The sequence below is a fragment of the Pseudomonas sp. PDM25 genome, assembly GCF_019219045.1.
GTDB lineage: Bacteria > Pseudomonadota > Gammaproteobacteria > Pseudomonadales > Pseudomonadaceae > Aquipseudomonas.
The window spans coordinates 170009-190834 of record NZ_JAHUWL010000012.1 but is presented as its reverse complement, the minus strand read 5'-3'; the positions used below and the strand labels follow the sequence as shown (position 1 = coordinate 190834).

Sequence of the window (20826 nt, the reverse complement as noted above, 5' to 3'; positions counted from 1 at the left end):
TACAGATAGCTCTCTAAATAAGAACAACTTCCCGGAGACCCAACATGAACGTATCGCTCACGCCAAACGAAACCACTGTCCAAACGGTAAAGCTGTTGATCGACGGCGAGTGGGTCGAGTCCCAAACCACCGAGTGGCACGACATCGTCAACCCGGCGACCCAACAAGTGCTGGCCAAGGTTCCGTTCGCCACCGCACAGGAAGTCGACGCAGCGATCAGTGCCGCCCATCGCGCCTTCCAGACCTGGAAGCTGACGCCGATCGGCGCGCGGATGCGCATCATGCTCAAGCTCCAGGCGTTGATTCGCGAACACTCCAAGCGCATCGCCGTGGTGCTCAGCAACGAGCAAGGCAAAACCATCGCCGACGCTGAAGGCGATATCTTCCGCGGCCTGGAAGTGGTCGAACACGCCTGCTCCATCGGCAGCCTGCAAATGGGCGAGTTCGCCGAGAACGTTGCGGGCGGCGTCGATACCTACACGCTGCGTCAGCCAATCGGCGTTTGCGCCGGCATCACGCCGTTCAACTTCCCGGCGATGATTCCGCTGTGGATGTTCCCGATGGCCATCGCCTGCGGCAACACCTTTGTGCTCAAGCCGTCTGAACAGGACCCGATGTCGACCATGCTGCTGGTGGAACTGGCGATCGAGGCCGGTGTTCCGGCGGGCGTGCTCAACGTCGTTCATGGCGGTAAAGACGTGGTGGATGCGCTCTGCACCCACAAGGACATCAAGGCTGTTTCCTTCGTCGGTTCGACCGCCGTCGGCACTCACGTCTACGACCTGGCCGGTAAACACGGCAAGCGCGTGCAATCGATGATGGGCGCGAAGAACCACGCCGTTGTGCTGCCGGATGCCAACCGCGAACAAGCGCTCAATGCGCTGGTCGGTGCTGGTTTCGGTGCGGCCGGGCAACGCTGTATGGCCACCTCCGTGGTGGTGCTGGTGGGCGCGGCCAAGCAATGGCTGCCTGACCTGAAGGCGCTGGCGCAGAAACTCAAAGTGAATGCCGGCAGCGAGCCGGGCACTGATGTCGGCCCGGTGATTTCCAAAAAGGCCAAGGCGCGAATTCTGGATCTGATCGAGAGCGGCATCAAGGAAGGCGCGAAGCTGGAACTGGACGGACGCGATATCACGGTTCCAGGCTTCGAGAAGGGCAATTTTGTCGGCCCGACCCTGTTCTCCGGCGTAACCCCAGAGATGCAGATCTACACCCAGGAAATCTTCGGTCCAGTGCTGGTGGTGCTGGAAGTCGATACCCTCGATGAGGCCATTGCACTGGTCAACGCCAACCCGTTCGGCAACGGCACTGGCCTGTTCACCCAAAGCGGTGCAGCGGCGCGTAAGTTCCAGACTGAAATCGACGTCGGCCAGGTCGGCATCAACATCCCGATTCCGGTGCCGGTCCCGTTCTTCAGCTTCACCGGTTCGCGCGGGTCCAAACTCGGCGACCTCGGTCCGTATGGCAAGCAAGTGGTGCAGTTCTACACTCAGACCAAGACTGTCACCAGTCGCTGGTTCGATGACAACAGCGTCAACGACGGTGTGAACACCACCATTAACTTGCGTTAAGGAGCCGGTCATGAAAATCGCTTTTATCGGTCTGGGCAACATGGGTGCGCCGATGGCGCGCAACCTGATCAAGGCCGGCCATTCGTTGAACCTGGTCGACCTGAACAAAACCGTCCTGGCGGAGCTTGAGCAACTGGGCGGCAGCATCAGCGCTTCGGCGCGTGAAGCGGCTCAAGGCGCAGAACTGGTGATCACCATGCTGCCCGCCGCTGTGCATGTGCGCAGCGTGTGGCTGGGTGAAGACGGCGTGCTGGCGGGTATCGCCAAGGGCGTGCCGGCAGTCGATTGCAGCACCATCGATCCGCAGACGGCGCGTGATGTTGCGGCGGCGGCGGCCAAGCAAGGCGTGGCCATGGCGGATGCTCCGGTGTCGGGCGGTACCGGTGGTGCAGCAGCCGGGACCCTGACGTTTATGGTCGGCGCTACCCCTGAGCTGTTCGCCACCCTGCAACCCGTGCTGGCGCAAATGGGCCGCAACATCGTCCATTGCGGCGAAGTCGGCACCGGGCAAATCGCCAAGATCTGCAACAACCTGCTGCTGGCGATCTCGATGGTCGGTGTCAGCGAAGCGATGGCGCTCGGTGATGCACTCGGCATCGACACCACGGTGCTGGCCGGGATCATCAACAGTTCCACCGGTCGTTGCTGGAGTTCGGAGATGTACAACCCGTGGCCGGGTATCGTCGAAACGGCGCCGGCCTCGCGCGGTTATACCGGCGGTTTCGGTGCGGAACTGATGCTCAAGGATCTGGGGCTGGCCACGGAAGCGGCACGTCAGGCGCACCAACCGGTGATGCTCGGCGCAGTGGCCCAGCAGTTGTATCAGGCGATGAGCCAGCGTGGGGAAGGTGGCAAGGACTTCTCGGCGATCATCAACAGTTATCGCAAACCGCAATAATCGAGTTGGAAAACTGTGGGAGTGAGCCTGCTCGCGATAGCGGTAGATCAGTTATCGTCGATGTTGAATGTGCTGGCCTCATCGCCAGCAGGCTGGCTCCCACAGGGGCAGCATTGTCCCCATGAATATTTACCGGGAAATCACGTCGGGTGATCTCCCGGTTTTTTTGCATCAGGCAAACACGAAATACTTACGCACGGTTTCAACCACTTCCCACGTGCCTTTCATGCCCGGCTCGATGACGAAAATATCACCGGCGCGCAGATGGATCGGCTCTTTTCCTTCTGGGGTGATGATGCAGTACCCCTCGCGGAAATCGCAGTATTCCCACTTCACGTATTCCACATACCATTTGCCCGGCGTGCAGATCCAGGTGCCCATGATCTTGCTGCCGTCTTCGCTGGTATAGGCGTTGAGGTTGACGGTGTGCGGGTCGCCTTCGAGTTTTTCCCATTTGCAGGCGTCGAGCACCGGCAGTGGATGGGTATCGCGAAGAACGGTAATAGGTGCGGTCATGTGGACTCCGGGGCAGTGGACTAGAGAACTGAAGTCGCACCCTATAGCGCCCGCCCATCGCTCAGTTGTCTGTGCTCGACATTGAGCTGTCCAGAAACGCGCATTGCCCTCAAAGATGAAAGCCCAAGGGTAAAGTCTGCCCCTCAGGGGAGAGTCAAGGCGTGCAGCAAGGCCTTCGCATAACCTGGCAGCGTCTCAAAGTCCCGCGCACAGAGCAGGAGTTTGCGCATGGCCCACGATTCTTGCAGGGCGAGGCGCTTGAAGGATTGTTCACCGCGCCAGCGCTCGACTGCCGCGAGGGGCACGATCGCCAGCCCGGCCCCCCGAGCGACCATGCGCATCACGCCATCGAAACCGTCGGCGCGGATGCGGATTTGCATGCGTGACCCGGTGTGCAGCGCCTGTTCTTCCAGATACACCGCCAACGCGCCGTTGGCGTTCAGGCCGACATAGTCGTGGTGCAAGGTGTCGCTGAAGCTCACGACATCTGCGGGTGCCAAGGGATGATCGCGGGGCATTATCAGCACCAGCGGATCGTCACGAAACGGGCGGGTTTGCAAGTCATCGGTGTCTACGGCGTCGGAGACGATGCCCAGGTCTGCCGCCCCTTGGCGCAAGGCGTGGGTAATGCGTGCACTGGGCAGTTCTTGCAGATCGATGTCGAGGTTGGGGTGGTCGCGAAGAAAGTCCGCGAGCAACTCCGGCAGGTACTCGGTGATTGCCGTGGTGTTGCACAACAACCGCACCTGACCTTTGACGCCATTAGCGTATTCCGCCAGATCCTGCTGCATGCGTTCGGCTTGTTGCAGGAGAACGCGGGCGTGTTGCGCCAGGGCTTTGCCGGCCGGGGTCGGGCTGACACCGCGGCGACCTCGCTGCAAAAACTCGATTCCCAACGAAGCCTCCATGGCGCGGATGCGCGCACTCGCTGCTGCCAGGGACAGATGACTGCGAGCCGCGCCGGCGGTGATGTTGCCGCTGTCGAGGATGTTCAAGTAAAGACGCAGGTCGGTCAGGTCGAAGTGCATTGTTACTGCCTCTGGATTGTTGTTTTCCGGGCGGACGCCTTCGCGGGCAAGCCCGCTCCCACAGGGATCTGCGTCGGACACAGAACTTGCGTCCCAATGTGATCAAATGTGGGAGCGGGCTTGCTCGCGAAGGCGTCAGTTGTGACACCGATGTCTTAAGCCTCTTGCTGAGCAAGAGGCTGCCTCAGTATATGGCAGATTTTCAAGCAGCCAATCCGGGCTCACGATAGCGCCATGAATACTCTCGCCGCGTTCTATCAAAACCTCGGTCTGGCCCTTTCATTGATGGTCATCGCGACCTTTCTGCTGGCCGGCATGATTAAGGGTGTGATCGGCCTCGGTCTGCCGACCATCGCGATGGGGTTGCTCGGTCTGGCTATGGCGCCGTCACAGGCTGCCGCGCTGCTGATCATCCCCGCGACGCTCACCAATGTCTGGCAACTGGCATTCGGCGGGCATCTGCGGGGGTTGATCAAACGGTTGTGGCCGATGCTGCTGGCGATCTTCATCGGCACCGGAGCCGGCACGTTGTGGATCGGCATGGCCGGCGGTCATTGGGTCGTGCGGGGATTGGGCGCGGCGCTGTTGCTCTATGCGTTGAGCGGATTGTTCCTGCCGACCTTGCGTGTCGGCCGTCACACCGAGCGCTGGCTCGGTCCGCTTGGCGGCCTGTTGACGGGCGTCATCACTTCGGCCACCGGCGTCTTCGTGATTCCGGCGGTGCCTTATCTGCAAGCCTTGAGCTTGAGCAAGGATGAACTGGTGCAGGCGCTGGGTTTGTCGTTCACTGTCTCGACCCTGGCCCTGGCCGCCGGCCTGTTATGGCGCGGCGCACTGGGTGGTGGCGAGTTAAGTGCGTCGTTACTGGCGCTGATCCCGGCGGTGCTCGGCATGTTGCTGGGGCAATGGCTGCGCCAGCGGATCAGCGCCGTGCTGTTCAAGCGTGTGTTCTTCATCGGCCTGAGCGTACTCGGCGGCCACTTGCTGATCAGCGGGTAGCGGACGACGGGCTGAGCATGTCGATGGCGCGGATATCGAAATCCCGTTCCAGGTACTCATCGCGCTGCTCGAGGAATTGCTTCATGTGCGGCAGGTTCGAATGCACGTCCAAGTGAGCCTGGGACTGCCAGATCTCGTAGAAGATAAACAGCGTCGGGTCCTGTTTGTCGCGCAACATGTGGTATTCGATGCAACCAGGTTCGGCGCGGCTCGCTTCTACATAACCACTGAAAAACGCTTCGAAGGCATCGGATTTTTCAGGGCGGGTCTTGGCGTGCAGAATGAAGCCTTGCATTTCACTCATCAGAAATCTCCTCAAGTTCAGAATCGGCGCAAGTCTATGGCAACAATCGCCTGTCGATTCGTGCGTATTGGTCAAATGAATTTTGTGAATTCAGCGCTTATTCCGCGCGAGGCAGATCGCTACTCTGCCGCCATCGAATTCCAACCTTCCGAGACTTCCCATGAAAAAAGTCCTGTTGCTCAATGGCGGCAAAAAATTTGCCCACTCCGATGGCCGCTACAACGCCACCCTGCATGAAGCCGCGCTGAGCCTGCTGGATCGCGGCGGTGTCGACGTGAAAGCCACTTTCATCGACGAGGGTTACGACGTCGCCGAAGAAGTCGCCAAGTTCCTCTGGGCCGACGTGATCATTTATCAGATGCCCGGCTGGTGGATGGGCGCGCCCTGGACCGTCAAGAAGTACATCGATGAAGTCTTCACCGAAGGCCACGGCAGCCTGTACGCCAGTGATGGCCGCACCCGTTCCGACTCGTCGCAAAAGTACGGCAGCGGTGGTCTGTTGCAGGGCAAGCAATACATGTTGTCCCTGACCTGGAACGCGCCGCAGCAAGCCTTCGACGATCCGACCGATTTCTTCGAAGCCAAGGGCGTGGACGCGGTGTACTTCCCGTTCCACAAGGCCAACACCTTCCTCGGCATGACCGGCTTGCCGACGTTCCTGGCCGTCGATGTGATGAAACGCCCGAATATCGAGGCTGATGTGGCGCGCTATGAGCAGCATTTGACCGAGGTGTTCGGCCTTAAGGCATGAGGCTCGGCTACTATCGATACTTGGAGCCCGAACCTGTAGGAGCACGGCTTGCCGGCGATGGCGCTCTTGAGGACGCCATCGCCGGCAAGCCGTGCTCCTACAAAAAGCGATTTATGCGCTGTGCGAAATTATCGATAAGGAACATCCGTGAAAGCCAGATCCGATGAGTTGCAGATTTTCGTCTGCGTGATTGAATGCGGGTCGATTTCCGCTGCGGCCGAACAGGTCGGGCAAACGCCTTCAGCGGTCAGCCGTACGCTGTCGCGGCTGGAGGCGAAACTCGATACCACGCTGATCAACCGCACCACGCGGCGCATGGACCTGACCGAAGAGGGCAAGTATTTCTTCGAGCACGCCAAGCTGATTCTCGATCAGATGGACGAGCTGGAAGAGCGCCTGACCTCACGTCAGCAAACCCCGTCCGGGCGTCTGCGGATCAATGCCGCATCGCCGTTCATGCTGCACGCCATCGTGCCGTACATCGACGAGTTCCGCCGGCTCTATCCGGACATCCAGCTGGAACTCAACAGCAACGATTTGATCATCGATTTGCTCGAGCAAAGCACCGACATCGCCATCCGCATCGGCACGCTCGCCGACTCGACGCTGCATGCCCGCTCCCTGGGATGCAGTCCGCTGCACATCGTCGCCAGCCCGGCGTATCTTGAAAAACATGGAGTACCGGCTGAAGTGGCGGATTTGTCCGGGCACACGCTGCTGGGCTTTACCCACAACGAAGGCCTCAACCAATGGCCGCTGCGTTACGTTCACGGTGATCGTTGGCCGATTCAGGCGTCGATCAGCGCCTCCAGCGGCGAGACGATCAGGCACTTGGCGCTGGAAGGCCAAGGCATTGCCTGCCTGTCGCACTTCATGACGATTGATGACATCCGCGCCGGACGTTTGCAGGTGCTGCTGGCGGATTTCAACAGCGGCTATCGTCAGCCGATCAATGCCGTGTACTACCGCAACTCGCAACTTGCCCTACGGATTCAATGCTTCCTGGACTTCATCCAAGGCAAATTGGCGGCTTATGCGAACGCGGATTTCAAGGGCTGATTCGTGACCCCTGCGCAAGAGTGAATTGGGCAACGCTGTCTGTTTCCACAGGCATCGGTCCTCAATACTGGCTGCATCACTTATTAACGCAGGGAGTCTCTCCATGAACGTATTCGTAACCGGCGCTGCAGGTTTTATCGGCGGCTCCATCGCCACGGGGCTGGTCCGCGCCGGCCACAAGGTCACCGGCCTGGTGCGCAACGCCGAACAAGCCAATGAACTGAGCGCTCTGGGTATCACCCCGGTGCTCGGCACGCTTGACGACAGCGCCCTGCTGGCCGAACAGGCCCGCGCTGCCGATGCCGTGATCAACGCCGCCAGCAGCGACCATCGCGGCGCGGTAGAAGCGTTGCTCGATGCACTTCGCGGTTCCAACAAAGTGTTCCTGCACACCAGCGGCTCGAGCATTGTCGGCGATGCGTCGGGCGGCAAATCCAGCGACGTTATCTATTTCGAAGACAACCTGCCGGCACCGACCGTCGACAAGGCTGCGCGCGTGGCCATCGACAACCGGATCCTCGCCGCAGCAAAGGATGGGGTGAACTCGGCCGTCATCTGCAACACCCTGATCTACGGCCACAGCCTGGGCGTGAATCGCGACAGCGTGCAGTTGCCGCGTTTGGTGAAGCAGGCGCGTAAAAGTGGCGTGGTCCGGCATGTCGGTACCGGCCAGAACATCTGGTCCAACGTGCACATTGAAGACGTGGTTTCCCTGTACCTGCTGGCGCTGACCAAAAACGTACCGGGCACCTTCTACTTCGTCGAAAGCGGTGAAGCATCGTTCATCGACATGACCACTGCGATTGCCCAAGCGCTGAGTCTGGGTGAGCCACAAGACTGGCCGCTGAAAGAGGCCGAAGCCGAGTGGGGTTATGAAATGGCCAACTATGGCCTGGGCTCTAACAGCCGGGTTCGCGGTAAAAAGGCGCGGGAGTTGCTGGGCTGGGCGCCGAAGCGGGCATCGGTGATTGAATGGATTCGTGACGAGATGGTTTGAGTTCGCTCTAGACCGTGTCGCAGCTTTCGCGAGCAAGCCCGCTCCCACATTCGACCGTATTTCTTCAGGAAAACTCGGTTAAATGTGGGAGCGGGCTTGCCCGCGAAAGCGTTTTCAGCAGCCCAACAACTGGCCGGGCCGTCCTCAATTCCGTAACATCCGCCCCCTCTTTTCCCGCCTGTATTTAGATCAGACATGAAACCCAAACATCTGCGCGCCGATGTCCTGGCCGGGCTCACCACGTCTTTCGCTCTTCTGCCCGAATGCATCGCCTTCGCGCTGGTTGCACACCTCAATCCATTGATGGGGCTTTACGGCGCTTTCATCATTTGCACCTTGACCGCGCTCTTCGGCGGGCGACCGGGCATGGTGTCCGGTGCTGCCGGATCAATGGCCGTGGTGATCGTCGCGCTGGTGGTGCAGCACGGTGTGCAGTATTTGCTGGCTACCGTGTTGCTGGGTGGGTTGATCATGCTGGCGTTCGGGCTGCTGAGGCTTGGCAAGTTGGTGCGCATGGTGCCGCACCCGGTGATGCTCGGCTTCGTCAACGGCCTGGCGATCATCATTGCCCTGGCGCAGCTGGAACACTTCAAGAGCGGTGACGTCTGGCTCAGCGGCACGCCGCTGTACCTGATGGCGGGGCTGGTTGCCGTGACGATGGCCATCGTCTACGTGCTGCCGCGCCTGACGCGCGCCGTACCGCCGGCGCTGGTGGCGATTCTGGGTGTCGGGCTGGCGGTTTATCTGCTCGGTCTGCCAACCCGCACCTTGGGTGACATGGCGCACATTGCCGGCGGCTTGCCGACCTTTGCGCTGCCAGACATCCCTTGGAGCCTGGACACCCTGCGCATCATCGCTCCCTACGCGATATTGATGGCGTTGGTCGGTCTGCTGGAAACCTTGCTGACCCTGAACCTCACCGACGAGATCACCGAGAGCCGTGGCTACCCGGATCGCGAGTGTGTGGCGCTGGGCGCGGCCAACATGGTTTCCGGTGTGTTTGGCGGCATGGGCGGTTGCGCCATGATCGGGCAGACAGTGATCAACCTCAGTTCCGGCGGTCGCGGTCGGCTATCCGGTGTGGTGGCCGGGGTGATGATTTTGCTGTTCATCCTCTTCCTTTCGCCGCTGATCGAGCGCATCCCGCTGGCCGCATTGGTCGGGGTGATGTTCGTGGTGTCGCAGCAGACCTTCGCCTGGGCCTCGCTTCGGGTGTTGAACAAAGTGCCGGTGAATGACGTGTTGGTGATCATCGCGGTAACGGTCATTACGGTGTTCACCGATCTGGCCACTGCGGTCCTCTGCGGGATCATCATTGCGGCGCTGAACTTTGCCTGGCAGCAGGCTCGCGAGCTCTATGCCGACAGTCATCTTGAAGTGGACGGCAGCAAGCTCTACCACCTGCATGGCACGCTGTTTTTCGCCTCGACCACGCCTTTTCTCAACCAGTTCGACCCCGCCAACGACCCACCCGTAGTGACGATCGATTGTCGCCACCTGAGCTTCGTCGACTACTCGGCGATAGCTGCGCTAAAAACGCTGCGTGAACGCTACGCCAAGGCCGGCAAGCACCTGCGCGTGCTGCACTTGTCCGAACGCTGCAAGAAACTGCTCAAGCGCGCTCGCGTGAATCACGACTAACACCAATCCCGGCAGGTGTGATGAAAATCCACCTGCCTGATTTTCATAACCTACGACCGCCCATACCTCTGCGCGACAACCCTTATCCCTCTACGAAAATTACTTTCACCTCGTTTGAAAATCACCCCTCGAAATGTTTTATGAGTTTCACAACCCATTCGACGTGACCCTTTCGAGGAGTACCGCATGACACCGTCCTTCGGCTATTGGCTGCTGGTTTACGCCGCCATCGCCATCATCGCGCTGATCGTTCTGATCGCCCGTTACCGACTCAATCCGTTCATTGTCATCACCCTGGTGTCCATCGGCCTGGCGCTGCTGGCGGGGATGCCGCCGTCGGGCGTGGTGGGGGCGTATGAGGCGGGTGTCGGCAAGACGCTGGGCCATATCGCACTGGTGGTCGCGCTGGGCACGATGCTTGGCAAAATGATGGCCGAGTCCGGCGGTGCCGAGCAGATGGCGCGAACGTTGATCGACCGCTTCGGTGAGAAAAATGCGCACTGGGCGATGGTCTGCATCGCTTTCCTTGTCGGACTGCCGCTGTTCTTCGAAGTCGGTTTTGTATTGCTGGTGCCGATCGCATTTACGGTGGCGCGGCGCGTGGGCGTGTCGATTCTGATGGTCGGTTTGCCGATGGTCGCCGGGCTCTCAGTGGTCCACGCTCTGGTGCCGCCGCACCCGGCGGCGATGCTGGCAGTGCAGGCCTATCAGGCCTCGGTGGGGCAGACCTTGCTCTACGCGATCCTGATCGGGATACCGACCGCGATCATCGCCGGTCCTCTCTACGCCAAGTTCATCGTGCCGCGCATTCAACTGCCGGAAGATAACCCGCTGGAGCGTCAGTTCCTTGAGCGCGAACCGCGCGACAGCCTGCCGGGATTCGGCATCACCATGGCGACCATTCTGCTGCCGGTGGTGCTGATGCTGATCGGCGGCTGGGCCAATCTGATTTCCACGCCGGGCAGCGGTTTCAATCAGTTTCTGTTGTTCATCGGCAATTCGGTGATCGCCTTGCTGCTGGCGACCTTGCTGAGCTTCTGGACCCTCGGTCTGGCCCAAGGCTTCAACCGCGAATCTATTCTGAAATTCACCAACGAATGCCTGGCACCGACCGCCAGCATCACTTTGTTGGTGGGCGCGGGCGGTGGCTTGAACCGGATTCTGGTGGACGCTGGAGTCACCGACCAGATTGTTAGCCTGGCCCACGAATTTCACCTGTCGCCGCTGTTGATGGGCTGGCTGTTCGCTGCATTGATGCGCATCGCCACCGGTTCTGCCACGGTGGCCATGACCACCGCGTCGGGCATCGTCGCGCCGGTGGCCATTGGTCTGGGTTATCCCCATCCAGAGCTGTTGGTGCTGGCGACAGGCGCGGGGTCGGTTATCTTTTCCCACGTCAACGACGGCGGTTTCTGGTTGATCAAGGAATACTTCAACATGACCGTCGCCCAGACCTTCAAGACCTGGACGGTGCTCGAGACCATTATCTCGGTTGTCGCCTTCGGTCTGACCGTTGGCCTTTCTTACCTGCTTTAGCCGGAGCCGCCCGCCATGGACATCCTCTACCAGATCCGCGCCCGTCAGGATTCCTTCAGCGCGGGCGAAGGACGCATCGCTCGGCTGATGCTCGACGACGTAGGATTTGCCTCCGCCGCCAGTCTCGATGAACTGGCGCTGAGAGCGGAAGTCAGCACCGCCACGCTCTCGCGTTTTGCTCGCACCGTCGGCTGCCGCGACTTGCGCGATCTGCGGCTGCAACTAGCCCAGGCCAGCGGCGTCGGCAGTCGCTTTTTGGACCCGGCGGGTACGCCCGAGCAGTCGGCGTTCTATGGGCAAATTGTTGGCGATATCGAATCGACCCTGCGTCAGCATCTGTCGGCCTTCGACGAATCACGTTTCGCCGACGCGGTGAAATTGCTGGGCAAGGCGCGGATGATTCACGCCTTCGGCATGGGCGGTTGCTCGACCTTGTGCAGTGATGAATTGCAAGTGCGGCTGGTGCGATTCGGCTACCCGATTGCGGTGTGCCACGACCCGGTGATGATGCGCGTCACCGCCGCCAGCCTCGATGCCGAACGCGTCGTCATTGCCTGCTCGCTGACCGGCATCACCCCCGAATTGCTCGAGGCCGTCGAGCTGGCGCGCAGCTACGGCGCACGAATACTCGCCATCACCCGGGCCGACTCGGCGCTGGCGCAATTGGCTGATGTGCTGCTGCCGCTACAAGGTGTCGAAACCTCGTTCATCTATAAACCCACGGCAGCGCGCTGCGGCATGTTGCTGGCCATCGACGTGCTCGCCACCGAGCTGGCGCTGGCCAATCCTGAAGACAATCAAGAGCGTCTGCGGCGGATCAAACTCGCCCTCGACGATTACCGCGGCGGCGACGATCATTTGCCGCTGGGAGACTGACATGATGTACGACACGCTGATCCGCAACGCCCTGATTATCGACGGCAGCAACGCGCCCGGTTATCCCGCCGACGTGGCGATTCTGAACGGCCGCATCGAGCGTATCGGCGACTTGCACGATGCCCGCGCCACCGAAGAAATCGACGCCGCCGGCCGCGTGTTGGCGCCAGGTTTCATCGACGTGCACACCCACGACGACACCGTGGTGATCCGCCAGCCGCAGATGCTGCCCAAGCTCAGCCAGGGCGTGACCACGGTGATTGTCGGCAACTGCGGGATCAGCGCTTCGCCGGTGAGTTTGCGCGGCGATCCGCCCGACCCGATGAACCTGCTCGGCACCGCCGCGGCGTTTGTTTATCCCAGGTTCAGCGACTACCGCGCAGCCGTCGAAGCGGCGCACACCACGCTGAACGTGGCCGCACTTGTCGGTCACACGGCGCTGCGCAGCAACCACCTCGACGATCTGTTTCGCACCGCCACGCCGGACGAAATCAGCGCGATGCGCGAGCAACTGCGCGACAGTCTTGAGGCCGGTGCGTTGGGCCTGTCCACGGGGCTTGCCTATGCCAACGCGTTTTCGGCTTCCACCGACGAAGTCATGCAACTGACTGAAGAGCTGACGGCCTTCGGCGCGGTCTACACCACCCATTTGCGCAGCGAATTCGAGCCGGTGCTGGAGGCCATGGATGAGGCGTTCCAGATCGGCCGTCATGCCAAAACACCGGTGATCATTTCCCACCTCAAATGTGCCGGCGCCGGTAACTGGGGGCGCAGTCCCCAACTGTTGGCGGCCCTTGAACAGGCGGCGAAAACCCACCCGGTAGGCTGTGACTGTTATCCCTACGCGGCGAGTTCATCGACGCTGGACCTCAAGCAAGTCACCGACGCTCATCGCATCACCATCACTTGGTCAACGCCGCACCCTGAAGTGGGTGGCCGTGACCTGATCGACATCGCTGCCGAGTGGGGGGTGCCGCTGCTGGATGCCGCTCGACGCCTGCAACCGGCCGGCGCGGTGTATTACGGAATGGACGAAGCGGACGTACGAAGAATCCTCGCGCATCCGCTGTCGATGGTCGGCTCTGACGGATTGCCGGAAGACCCGTTTCCGCATCCCCGCTTGTGGGGCGCATTCCCACGTGTACTCGGACATTTCAGTCGCGACGTGGGGCTGTTTGCGCTGCACACCGCCGTGCACAAAATGACCGGGTTGTCGGCAGCGCGATTTGGCTTGAAGGAACGTGGCGAAATCCGTGAAGGACATTGGGCTGATCTGGTGTTGTTCAATCCTGTGACGATTCGCGATGTGGCGGATTTCAATGATCCGCAACGGGCGGCGGAAGGTATCGATGGGGTTTGGGTCAACGGTGTCTTGAGCTACAGCGAAGGCCAGGCAAACGGCAGAAGGGAAGGGCGGTTTCTGGCACGGCAAGGGGACTTGCGTGAGGGATTCCGGTAACCATTCCGAGCGCTACGTCACAGTGATGGCATATTGAGACTAAAGAAAGCCATTACCAAGCCGAAGCGCTGACATCTCGCCCAGCTACACTCTGGGCCTTATCAGTCTGGGAGCAACTCCATGAGCTTCGGTAAAACCACCCCGATCCTGCGGATTTTCGATGAAATCAAGGCCGTGGAGTTCTACGTCGACTTCCTGGGATTCAAGATCGACTGGCAGCATCGTTTCGAGCCCGACTTTCCGTTGTACCTGCAAGTCTCCCGTGGTGAGTGTGTGCTGCATCTGTCCGAACACCATGGCGACAGCACACCGGGCTCGGCGTTGCGGATCGAGACCGATGAGCTGGAGGCCTTTCAGCAACAATTGCTGGCCAAGGAATACAAATTCGCATACCCACAAATCCAGGCGATGCCGTGGGGCAGCCAGGACATGACGATCAGCGATCCGTTCGGCAATCGGTTGGTGTTTACCAATGCGATTTGTGTGTAAGGCCGTTCGGCAGCTCTGCGAGTTTTGATGGAATAAGGTGTGTTAGCCTCAATCAATGATTTCATTGATTGCAGGAGGCATCATGGCCAGCATTACGATTCGAAACCTGGACGATCAAATTAAGGAACAGCTGCGCATCGCAGCGGCCCACAATGGGCACTCAATGGAAGAGGAGGCTCGCCTTATTCTCGGCAGAGCCCTGGCTACCGTTGATCGTGCAGGAGGACTTGGAAGCCGTATCCGCAACAGGTTCAGCGCCAGTGGTGGGGTTGAGCTTGATCTTCCTTCGCGTCACGAGAAAGCGACAGCGGTGGATTTCTCCGAATGATAGTGCTCGATACCAATGTTCTTTCAGAGTTCATGCGGGTCGAGCCTGACACTCAAGTACTTGCCTGGGTTGATGCGCAACCGGCGATGGAATTGGCAATTAGCGCTATTACCGTGGCAGAAATTCTCCATGGCATTGCCCGACTCCCGTTTGGTAAGCGCAAACAGAAACTTGAAGCTCATGCGATGGCGATGTTCGAAGAGGACTTTGCCGGAAGGATTTTGCCTTTTGATGCTCACGCCGCCGTGGAGTACGCGACGCTGGTGGCGGGCTGCGAAGCAAACGGTCGAGCGGCGTCGATGGCCGATGCCCAGATTGCAGCGATTTGCCTGTCCCACGGTGCTCCGATTGCTACTCGCAATGTTCGGGACTTTGAGTTTCCCGGGGTTGAGGTGATCAATCCGTGGGAGGCCTGAGCGGCGGATTGATCGCCTTCGCCCCTCTACAGGTCCTGGTCATGTCCTGGGGGCGCCAGGGCATGACCGTTCGGTAATCGGTTGGTGCTGACCCATGCAGTCAGTGTGCGAGATTCATATCCTTCTGAACGGGTTTGGCTGTTGGAATTGAACTGCATAGATGCTGGGACGCAACGCCGTGGCATCAAGCCTGGACCGATGATTCACGGGAACATGTGCGAAGTTGAGTAACGTGGAATTTGAAAAGGCCCAAATGTCACTGGACTGCTGTTGCGATGACATTTGATCCCAGACCCAACTGCTTACTCCGGCCGGGCTGTTGAGGTCATTTTGAATGTTCTGATGCAAAGGAGGCTGCATTGATGGCCGTACTCCAGTGTACAGAGGGGTGTGAGTGGCGACGTTGGCGAGTGAAATCGCATAGGCTGGGTCCTGGGGCATGGCAGGTGTGGTATTGAATGCCTGCAACTGTGGGTGGTTGTAGCGGCTTAGGGAAAGTCGATCCGGGATCGGGTAGGACACCCAGGGGTCGACGACGAGCGGATCCCGCGTGGGATCACCCAGCAGGGTGAAGGTATGTCCTGGTATTTGCGCTATATGGATAGGTGTCCCGTATCCGCGTAATGAAGAGGCCGCCAAACGCGAACTGACCGCTGCAAATTCATCGCACATACCTGCCCCGGCTGCCACGGCATGTTCTGCCCTGACTTGGGTTGATGGATATGCACCGATATTTGTTCGTAGTTGGTGGGTGAGTCCCCAAGAGTGTTCACGGCTATTAAGTATGTCCCCTATCTGGTTGCCAGCCCCCATGTAGAGCAGTCCTCGTGTGGTCCAGGTAAGGTCATAGGCCAACACGTAATTGTTTATATCTTGTGTATTCGTTATGAATCTCGAGTTGAACGTGTTGTGTGCGGTGACTATCTGGGTGCTCAGAGGTGCATCTGCCGTGGCGGCGGTACTGAATGGTGCGATTTCGTACTTCATCAGACCTAAATAATCCTGATGAGTGACAGGGTTGTTGCCGACGAATCGATACAGATTCAACCCATCCGTGGTTCCCGCCGGATCAGGGCTGATCCAGCGCTGCAACCACGGCGCGTAATAGCGATGCCCGTAGTAGTAGAGGCCACTGGCATCGCGTTCTTTGCCTGAGTAGCGAACGGTTCTGTATTTCGCCTCCAGCGTGTTGCGCGCGGCCCTCCACGCAGTACCGCCAAAGGGGTAGTAACCCTCCTCGCTTATCAGTCTGCCCTCGGCGTCCAGTTCCAGGGTCGTTGAGCCCAGGTGGTCGGTGAAGTTATAACGCAAAGCGTCATTCGTGATCTGTGCTGGAGTGCCTTTGCTCCAATGAAGGCAGCGTACCGTCGAGCCTCCAGCCTGCAAGGTGATGACCTCAAGTTTTTCAGTGGCACTTTCACGAAGCTCTAGTCCCGGTAAATAGCTCACGTCCTGGACATGGGTGATGGTGTGCACTTTTTTAGTCTGCCGTTTTCGGACACGCTGACCGTTGCCGTCGTAGAGATAGGTTTCTGCATCCGCGCCCTCACTGTCGCGTTCGACCAGTTCCACACGTTGTAATTGGTTGCGCGCGTTCCATTGCAGGGGTTGGCCTGTCTGCAACCATTGCAGGTTGCCGTTGGCATCGAAGCCCTTTGCAAAGTCGGCTGGAGCATCGCCTGTTTTCCATGGCAATGCGCGATTGCTGCCAGAGGCGATATGCATATTGCGGATGTAGTTGTTGCCTTCGCGGCGATGCTGCAGCTTGATCAGGTTTGCACGTTCATCGTAGGTGTAATGCTCAGTGAAGTTGAGCAGTCGGCTCCGGTCACCCTGCCTTGTCGACCAATCGGGAAGAGGGGCGCGAATGCTTGCTCCCTGCTCTTCACGGCCTGAAGCCTGGACCAGTTGATAAAGGCTGTCGTAGACATAAGTGTTGACCGGCTTTATGCGTTGGTTGGCGTTGTGTTGTACCTGTTTCGTGTGGTCCTCGACGCTCAACACATTGCCGACCGCGTCATAGGCATAGTGCAGTTTCTGGAGAATGCGTCCCCCCGTCCGTGAAATCGTCCGCCGGTTCGTGCGGCCGTTCGCAGGCGTGTAAGTCGCTTCACTTAAGATCTTGCTTCCCAGGGTTTGCGATTCGATCTGACCCTGCGCATTGTATTTGACTTGATCGAGAATCACCGTTTGTTGGGTGGCACTCGCGATTTGCAGGGTGACTTTCTTGAGCTGGCCGGCGACATCGAACCAGAAGCGCTGCGTATGCCCTTTGGCATCTGTCTGTTCGAGGGTTTCACCGGTGGGTGCGTACTGCCAGGAGGTGGTGTAGGTCTGGCCTTCGAGCAACTTATCGCGATCATCGACTGCTTGCGGCCAGTTCGCAGGCTGTTGCTCCGTCAGGAAATGTCGCGTTTCGCTGAGCAGTTGTCCTGCTTGGTCATACTTGGACAACAGCCGTTTTCCGGCCGGATCATCATGGCGAATCAAGCGTCCGCACTGGTTGTTTTCCGAATGGGCACTTGAGTTATCGGCATAGGTAAAGCGCTCGACGGCCTGGAGGATTCCTCCTTTGGACTGTTCGCTGATGACCAGCGGGCGTAGCTGATCGTCATAGTCCGTTTGCCAATGACTGCCGCGAGAATCCCAGCTTTTCAGGGTTTGACCGGCCTCGCCACAGAAGGCCAGGCGCCAGCCTGCGTCAATGCTGGAGTTCAATAGCAGGGCGCCCGACAGGCTGCGGACCTGCTTAAAATCAGCGTTCTGTGCATTATTGGTGTGCAAGCGCTGCTCAAGCACCTGGCCGTTGATGTCATGCAGGTGGCGGGTAATGCGGGCTTGAGGCTGTGTTATGGATTGATTACGCAAGTAGGTGACTTCGCGGACTTGAAGTCCACGACTGTCGACGACGTTCAAGGTTGGAGTGTGACTATGAATATGGGAGCTCATTGAGCACCTCCCTGAGTCGTAGTGTCGGGTTGGGTGTCGTTTTCATCCTCGATCGTTGAGTACCAGGGGTGATAGGTGTGCCGACGCTCATCGCCGTTGGCATTGACGACACGAAGGAGTCGACCCTGTGGGTCGTGGAATTGCTGATCACAAAGTCCTGACTTGCGCAGGGATTCATCATTGACGTAGCGATGCCTGGTACTGAAATAGGGGCGGTAGGTACGAATGACCAAGCCTTTGTTGTCGTACTCGACACGCTCGCTGACACGCCATCGAAAGCTGACGTCACGCTCCAGCAGTGTGTCGTTTTCAAGTTTCAAGGTGCCGTCTTCATTGATGTCCAGGGCTTTTCCTGGGGCGACGCGTTGTTTTTTTTGCAGTTGTCGACCAACGCCATCCCAGCAAGCGATGGTGATGCGTACCTGTTTTTCGCTGTCGGAGCAGAACCGGTCCGCTTGCATCGTGACGCAGTGAACCGGTTCGCGTTGTACGCCGTCCATTCGCGTCTGAAGGGTTTGCTCGTAAGGCGTCTTGACGCTGAGGCTGCTCAGGCGCGCACGGGTACTTGCGCGAATGTGCCCAGTCGGTAGCAGATCATTGTTATCCACTGCTTTTTTGCGCCAGGCCAACTCTTCGCCTGTAACGGCGGGAATACGCCCCATCCAGCTGAGCGAGTCATAGAAAAAGGCACTCGCGATATTCTGGAGTGCCTTGCCCGGATCATCGATGGCGGTGTCGGGGCGATCATCGGTAGGGCGGCTATAGGTGGCCATCGGTTTGAATCCGACATTTTCACTCACGCCATTTTTGTACCAGGTGAGGGCGTGTACCTGTCCCAACTCACTGTATTGCGCTTCCTGGAAATTCCCGTTGGGGTCGCTGATCTGTTTTGGCTGAAGTGTTCGATAGCCAATCTTTGTCGCGCGGGTGGTGCATTGGTCGGGCAGTTCGACAGTGGCGATCAGGCAGGAATAGGGGTCATGGGTGATGGTCGTCGGGCCATGCTGTTGGCTTTGCCTGAAGGTCTGTGCCCTGTAAAAGCCGGCCAGTTTGTAATACGTGGAAAAGCTGCGACGTACAGACCAGAGTGGATTGTTTTTGTCCCAGTCTTCGTCAGGCGGTAAAGCAATGGGCATTTTTCGGTAGCCATTGTCCTGGAGAAGTTTGGTGACATCAAAAGACGTATCCTCCGATTTGTGTTCGTCGTAGACGCTCAACGCCAGCTTATTGAATTCGGCGGTTTCCTGGTGATCAATCAACCCTTCGACGCTCGCCTGACCGTCATCGAAGGTGCCGCTTGCATCGGGTTTGCGGTAACGCTGTACAGACAAACCGGTCAGGGTCCGCCTGTCTTCCCAGGTCTTTGAAGTGCTCCGTTCAAGCAGGTTTTCATAATGGATATTCTGGGGGGATAGCCCTGCGGCCAAGGGCGATTTAGGCAACCTCAAAGCATTGGTGCGCTGTAGGTAACGCAGGCCAAGGCGTAGGGCCTGTGCTGTAGATATGTGAATGAACTGAGCCTTGGTTTCGCTCAGGTAGTAATACTGCTGATCCTCGTCATGGGCATCGCGCCACCATTTTTGCAGCCAGGTATCCATGAAAGGAGGGGCGTCGGCAGGTGTTTTTCGCCGCGCGTAGCTGATCTCCAGACTGTGGGTGAGGTGGCCGTAGGCGTCCCATTCAAGATTGATCGTGTGAGTACAGCGAGGATCATCAGAGATGCGCTCATACTGGTAGCTTATGGATTCCACAACCAACGGTTGCATGATCGAGTAAGGGCTGTATTTACCCAGGCCCTGGCGTTCAACGACCCGATATCGATGTTGTTGCACTGAATAGGGGTGCTTCTCCTTTTCTGTGCCCTTGTCCAGGCCGAAAATCTCAATCCTCAGAGTCCGGCCGCTAAGCGCTCGAGCGAGCTCGCGCTGCCGGGCATGGGCGTTGGCGAGGACTGCTTCGGGCGTTGGCGCGGGTGGTCCCCAATGCTCGCCCCAAACCTGGATAGTTGCCCGAAGGCCAATGGCGTCCTTGTCGTTGCGGTCGTAATCACGATTGAGTGGGTCGATAGCTTGGCCCGTATGGAACCAGGTTTTGGTCAGCATCGGTGCGCTATGGGGGCTGGTTTGTGCCCCCTTGCCATGGGTTGGACTATCGGTTTGCAAGAGCAGACCGAACCCGCGAAATTCTCGTTCGATGCTGTCGTAGAAGCCACGACGATATTTGAATTTCTGGGTCAGACGATTGCCGGTAATTTCGTCGTGCTGGCTCTGCTGTTTGACCAAAAACAGAGGAAATGGAAGGTGGGAGATTGCTGGTTTGTTGTTTTTGAGCAGCTGTTTTTTTTCATCCAGCCATTCCTGGGCAGAGCTTCGATAGCTGACGCTGCAGGCAGCCCCCATATTGTTATTGCTGGTTTCGAGCAAGTAGGGCTTGGTCTCCACGAAGTCATAGCGCCAATGCCGGGTTGCGTCCCCCGGCACACTGAATATCAGACTCGAACAGCCAAGACCCAGCAGATCTACGGCGCTGACCTTGCAGAACCGGTCATGGCGCAGTCCTTGGGGCCAGGGCAATTCGACCGCGGGGGCCAGGCCATTGCCGCCGCGGTTCATGAAAATTTTTGCGCAATCGGGTTGCAGATAAATAAGGTCAGCAGCCCCTGAGCCGTCCAGGTCGGCCATCAGGATGCGTGACGCATCGAACTGTTCGTATGCAAAGTCCAGGGTGGCGATTACTCGGCCCTTTGCGAAGCGTCCACGGCCCAGGTTAGGCCAGCATTTCACTTCGTTGTGGCGAACACGGATCAGGTGCTGCTGACCACTGCCCAGAAGATCGCTGAAGGCCACCAGTTCACTGGGTGAGTTACCGGGCTGAGGCAGGTCATCTTCATCGGCGTGACGTGACACCTGCGTTGCCGGGGCGAAGCCGGTTATTTTCTGGTTGGCGTACAGGCGCACACTGCGCGGTCCGATCATGATCAGATCGTTGCGCCCATTCCCCATCAGACTG

General features: G+C 58.8%; 18 protein-coding genes. 13 read left to right on the top strand and 5 right to left on the bottom strand.

The window, feature by feature from the left end; genetic code table 11:
• Positions 1-44: 44 nt before the first annotated feature.
• Complete coding sequence (locus KW848_RS22630; RefSeq protein ID WP_192410087.1) at positions 45-1571, top strand: CoA-acylating methylmalonate-semialdehyde dehydrogenase; 1527 nt, start codon at positions 45-47, stop codon at positions 1569-1571.
• A 10-nt stretch (positions 1572-1581) separates the two neighbouring features.
• A complete protein-coding gene (gene mmsB, locus KW848_RS22625; RefSeq protein WP_074873572.1) occupies positions 1582-2469 on the top strand; it encodes a 3-hydroxyisobutyrate dehydrogenase in 888 nt (295 codons plus the stop codon).
• A 171-nt stretch (positions 2470-2640) separates the two neighbouring features.
• On the opposite strand, the gene KW848_RS22620 is transcribed toward mmsB, so the two are convergent.
• On the bottom strand, positions 2641-2985 hold the full coding sequence (locus KW848_RS22620) for a cupin domain-containing protein (protein ID WP_007946320.1): 345 nt from the start codon (positions 2983-2985) through the stop codon (positions 2641-2643).
• A gap of 143 nt (positions 2986-3128) precedes the next feature.
• Positions 3129-4013, bottom strand: a complete 885-nt coding sequence (locus tag KW848_RS22615) for a LysR substrate-binding domain-containing protein (protein WP_218538089.1) — start codon at positions 4011-4013, stop codon at positions 3129-3131.
• A gap of 234 nt (positions 4014-4247) precedes the next feature.
• Here KW848_RS22615 and KW848_RS22610 point away from each other — a divergent pair, with 234 nt between their 5' ends.
• Positions 4248-5012, top strand: coding sequence for a sulfite exporter TauE/SafE family protein (locus tag KW848_RS22610; protein ID WP_218538088.1), 765 nt, complete (start codon positions 4248-4250; stop codon positions 5010-5012).
• On the opposite strand, the gene KW848_RS22605 is transcribed toward KW848_RS22610, so the two are convergent.
• Positions 5002-5316 carry a putative quinol monooxygenase gene (locus KW848_RS22605; RefSeq protein ID WP_008149093.1) on the bottom strand — a complete coding sequence of 105 codons (315 nt, stop codon included), beginning with the start codon at positions 5314-5316 and terminating at the stop codon, positions 5002-5004. The genes KW848_RS22610 and KW848_RS22605 overlap by 11 nt on opposite strands.
• A 160-nt stretch (positions 5317-5476) precedes the next feature.
• Between KW848_RS22605 and KW848_RS22600 the strand changes: the two genes are divergently transcribed.
• The 10 genes from KW848_RS22600 (at position 5477) to KW848_RS22555 (ending at position 14868) form a co-directional block, all read left to right on the top strand.
• Positions 5477-6067 (top strand): NAD(P)H-dependent oxidoreductase, encoded by a 591-nt coding sequence (locus tag KW848_RS22600; protein WP_218538087.1) that lies wholly within the window; start codon positions 5477-5479, stop codon positions 6065-6067.
• Positions 6068-6214: 147 nt separating this feature from the next.
• Positions 6215-7126 carry a LysR family transcriptional regulator gene (locus KW848_RS22595; protein WP_074873581.1) on the top strand — a complete coding sequence of 304 codons (912 nt, stop codon included), beginning with the start codon at positions 6215-6217 and terminating at the stop codon, positions 7124-7126.
• A 103-nt stretch (positions 7127-7229) separates the two neighbouring features.
• The gene (locus KW848_RS22590; protein WP_218538086.1) at positions 7230-8123 is read left to right on the top strand and encodes an NAD-dependent epimerase/dehydratase family protein; all 894 of its coding nucleotides are present in this window, start codon (positions 7230-7232) and stop codon (positions 8121-8123) included.
• A 195-nt stretch (positions 8124-8318) separates the two neighbouring features.
• The gene (locus KW848_RS22585) at positions 8319-9764 is read left to right on the top strand and encodes a SulP family inorganic anion transporter (protein ID WP_218538085.1); all 1446 of its coding nucleotides are present in this window, start codon (positions 8319-8321) and stop codon (positions 9762-9764) included.
• A 186-nt stretch (positions 9765-9950) separates the two neighbouring features.
• A complete protein-coding gene (locus KW848_RS22580; RefSeq protein ID WP_218538084.1) occupies positions 9951-11300 on the top strand; it encodes a GntP family permease in 1350 nt (449 codons plus the stop codon).
• A 15-nt stretch (positions 11301-11315) separates the two neighbouring features.
• On the top strand, positions 11316-12176 hold the full coding sequence (locus tag KW848_RS22575; RefSeq protein WP_218538083.1) for a MurR/RpiR family transcriptional regulator: 861 nt from the start codon (positions 11316-11318) through the stop codon (positions 12174-12176).
• A gap of 1 nt (position 12177) precedes the next feature.
• Entirely contained in the window at positions 12178-13635 is a 1458-nt protein-coding gene (locus tag KW848_RS22570; protein ID WP_218538082.1) for an amidohydrolase family protein, read from the top strand.
• Positions 13636-13755: 120 nt separating this feature from the next.
• Positions 13756-14124: a glyoxalase superfamily protein gene (locus tag KW848_RS22565; protein WP_192410096.1), complete on the top strand. Its 369-nt coding sequence runs from the start codon at positions 13756-13758 to the stop codon at positions 14122-14124.
• Positions 14125-14206: 82 nt separating this feature from the next.
• Positions 14207-14452 (top strand): hypothetical protein, encoded by a 246-nt coding sequence (locus KW848_RS22560; RefSeq protein WP_008149074.1) that lies wholly within the window; start codon positions 14207-14209, stop codon positions 14450-14452.
• Positions 14449-14868: a type II toxin-antitoxin system VapC family toxin gene (locus KW848_RS22555; protein WP_218538081.1), complete on the top strand. Its 420-nt coding sequence runs from the start codon at positions 14449-14451 to the stop codon at positions 14866-14868. The genes KW848_RS22560 and KW848_RS22555 overlap by 4 nt, the downstream gene beginning before the upstream one ends.
• 114 nt (positions 14869-14982) lie before the next feature.
• Here the strand turns inward: KW848_RS22555 and KW848_RS22550 are convergent, their stop codons facing one another.
• Complete coding sequence (locus KW848_RS22550; protein ID WP_218538080.1) at positions 14983-17817, bottom strand: RHS repeat-associated core domain-containing protein; 2835 nt, start codon at positions 17815-17817, stop codon at positions 14983-14985.
• A complete protein-coding gene (locus tag KW848_RS22545) occupies positions 17814-20792 on the bottom strand; it encodes a toxin TcdB middle/C-terminal domain-containing protein (RefSeq protein WP_309140080.1) in 2979 nt (992 codons plus the stop codon). The genes KW848_RS22550 and KW848_RS22545 overlap by 4 nt, the downstream gene beginning before the upstream one ends.
• Positions 20793-20826: the final 34 nt, after the last annotated feature.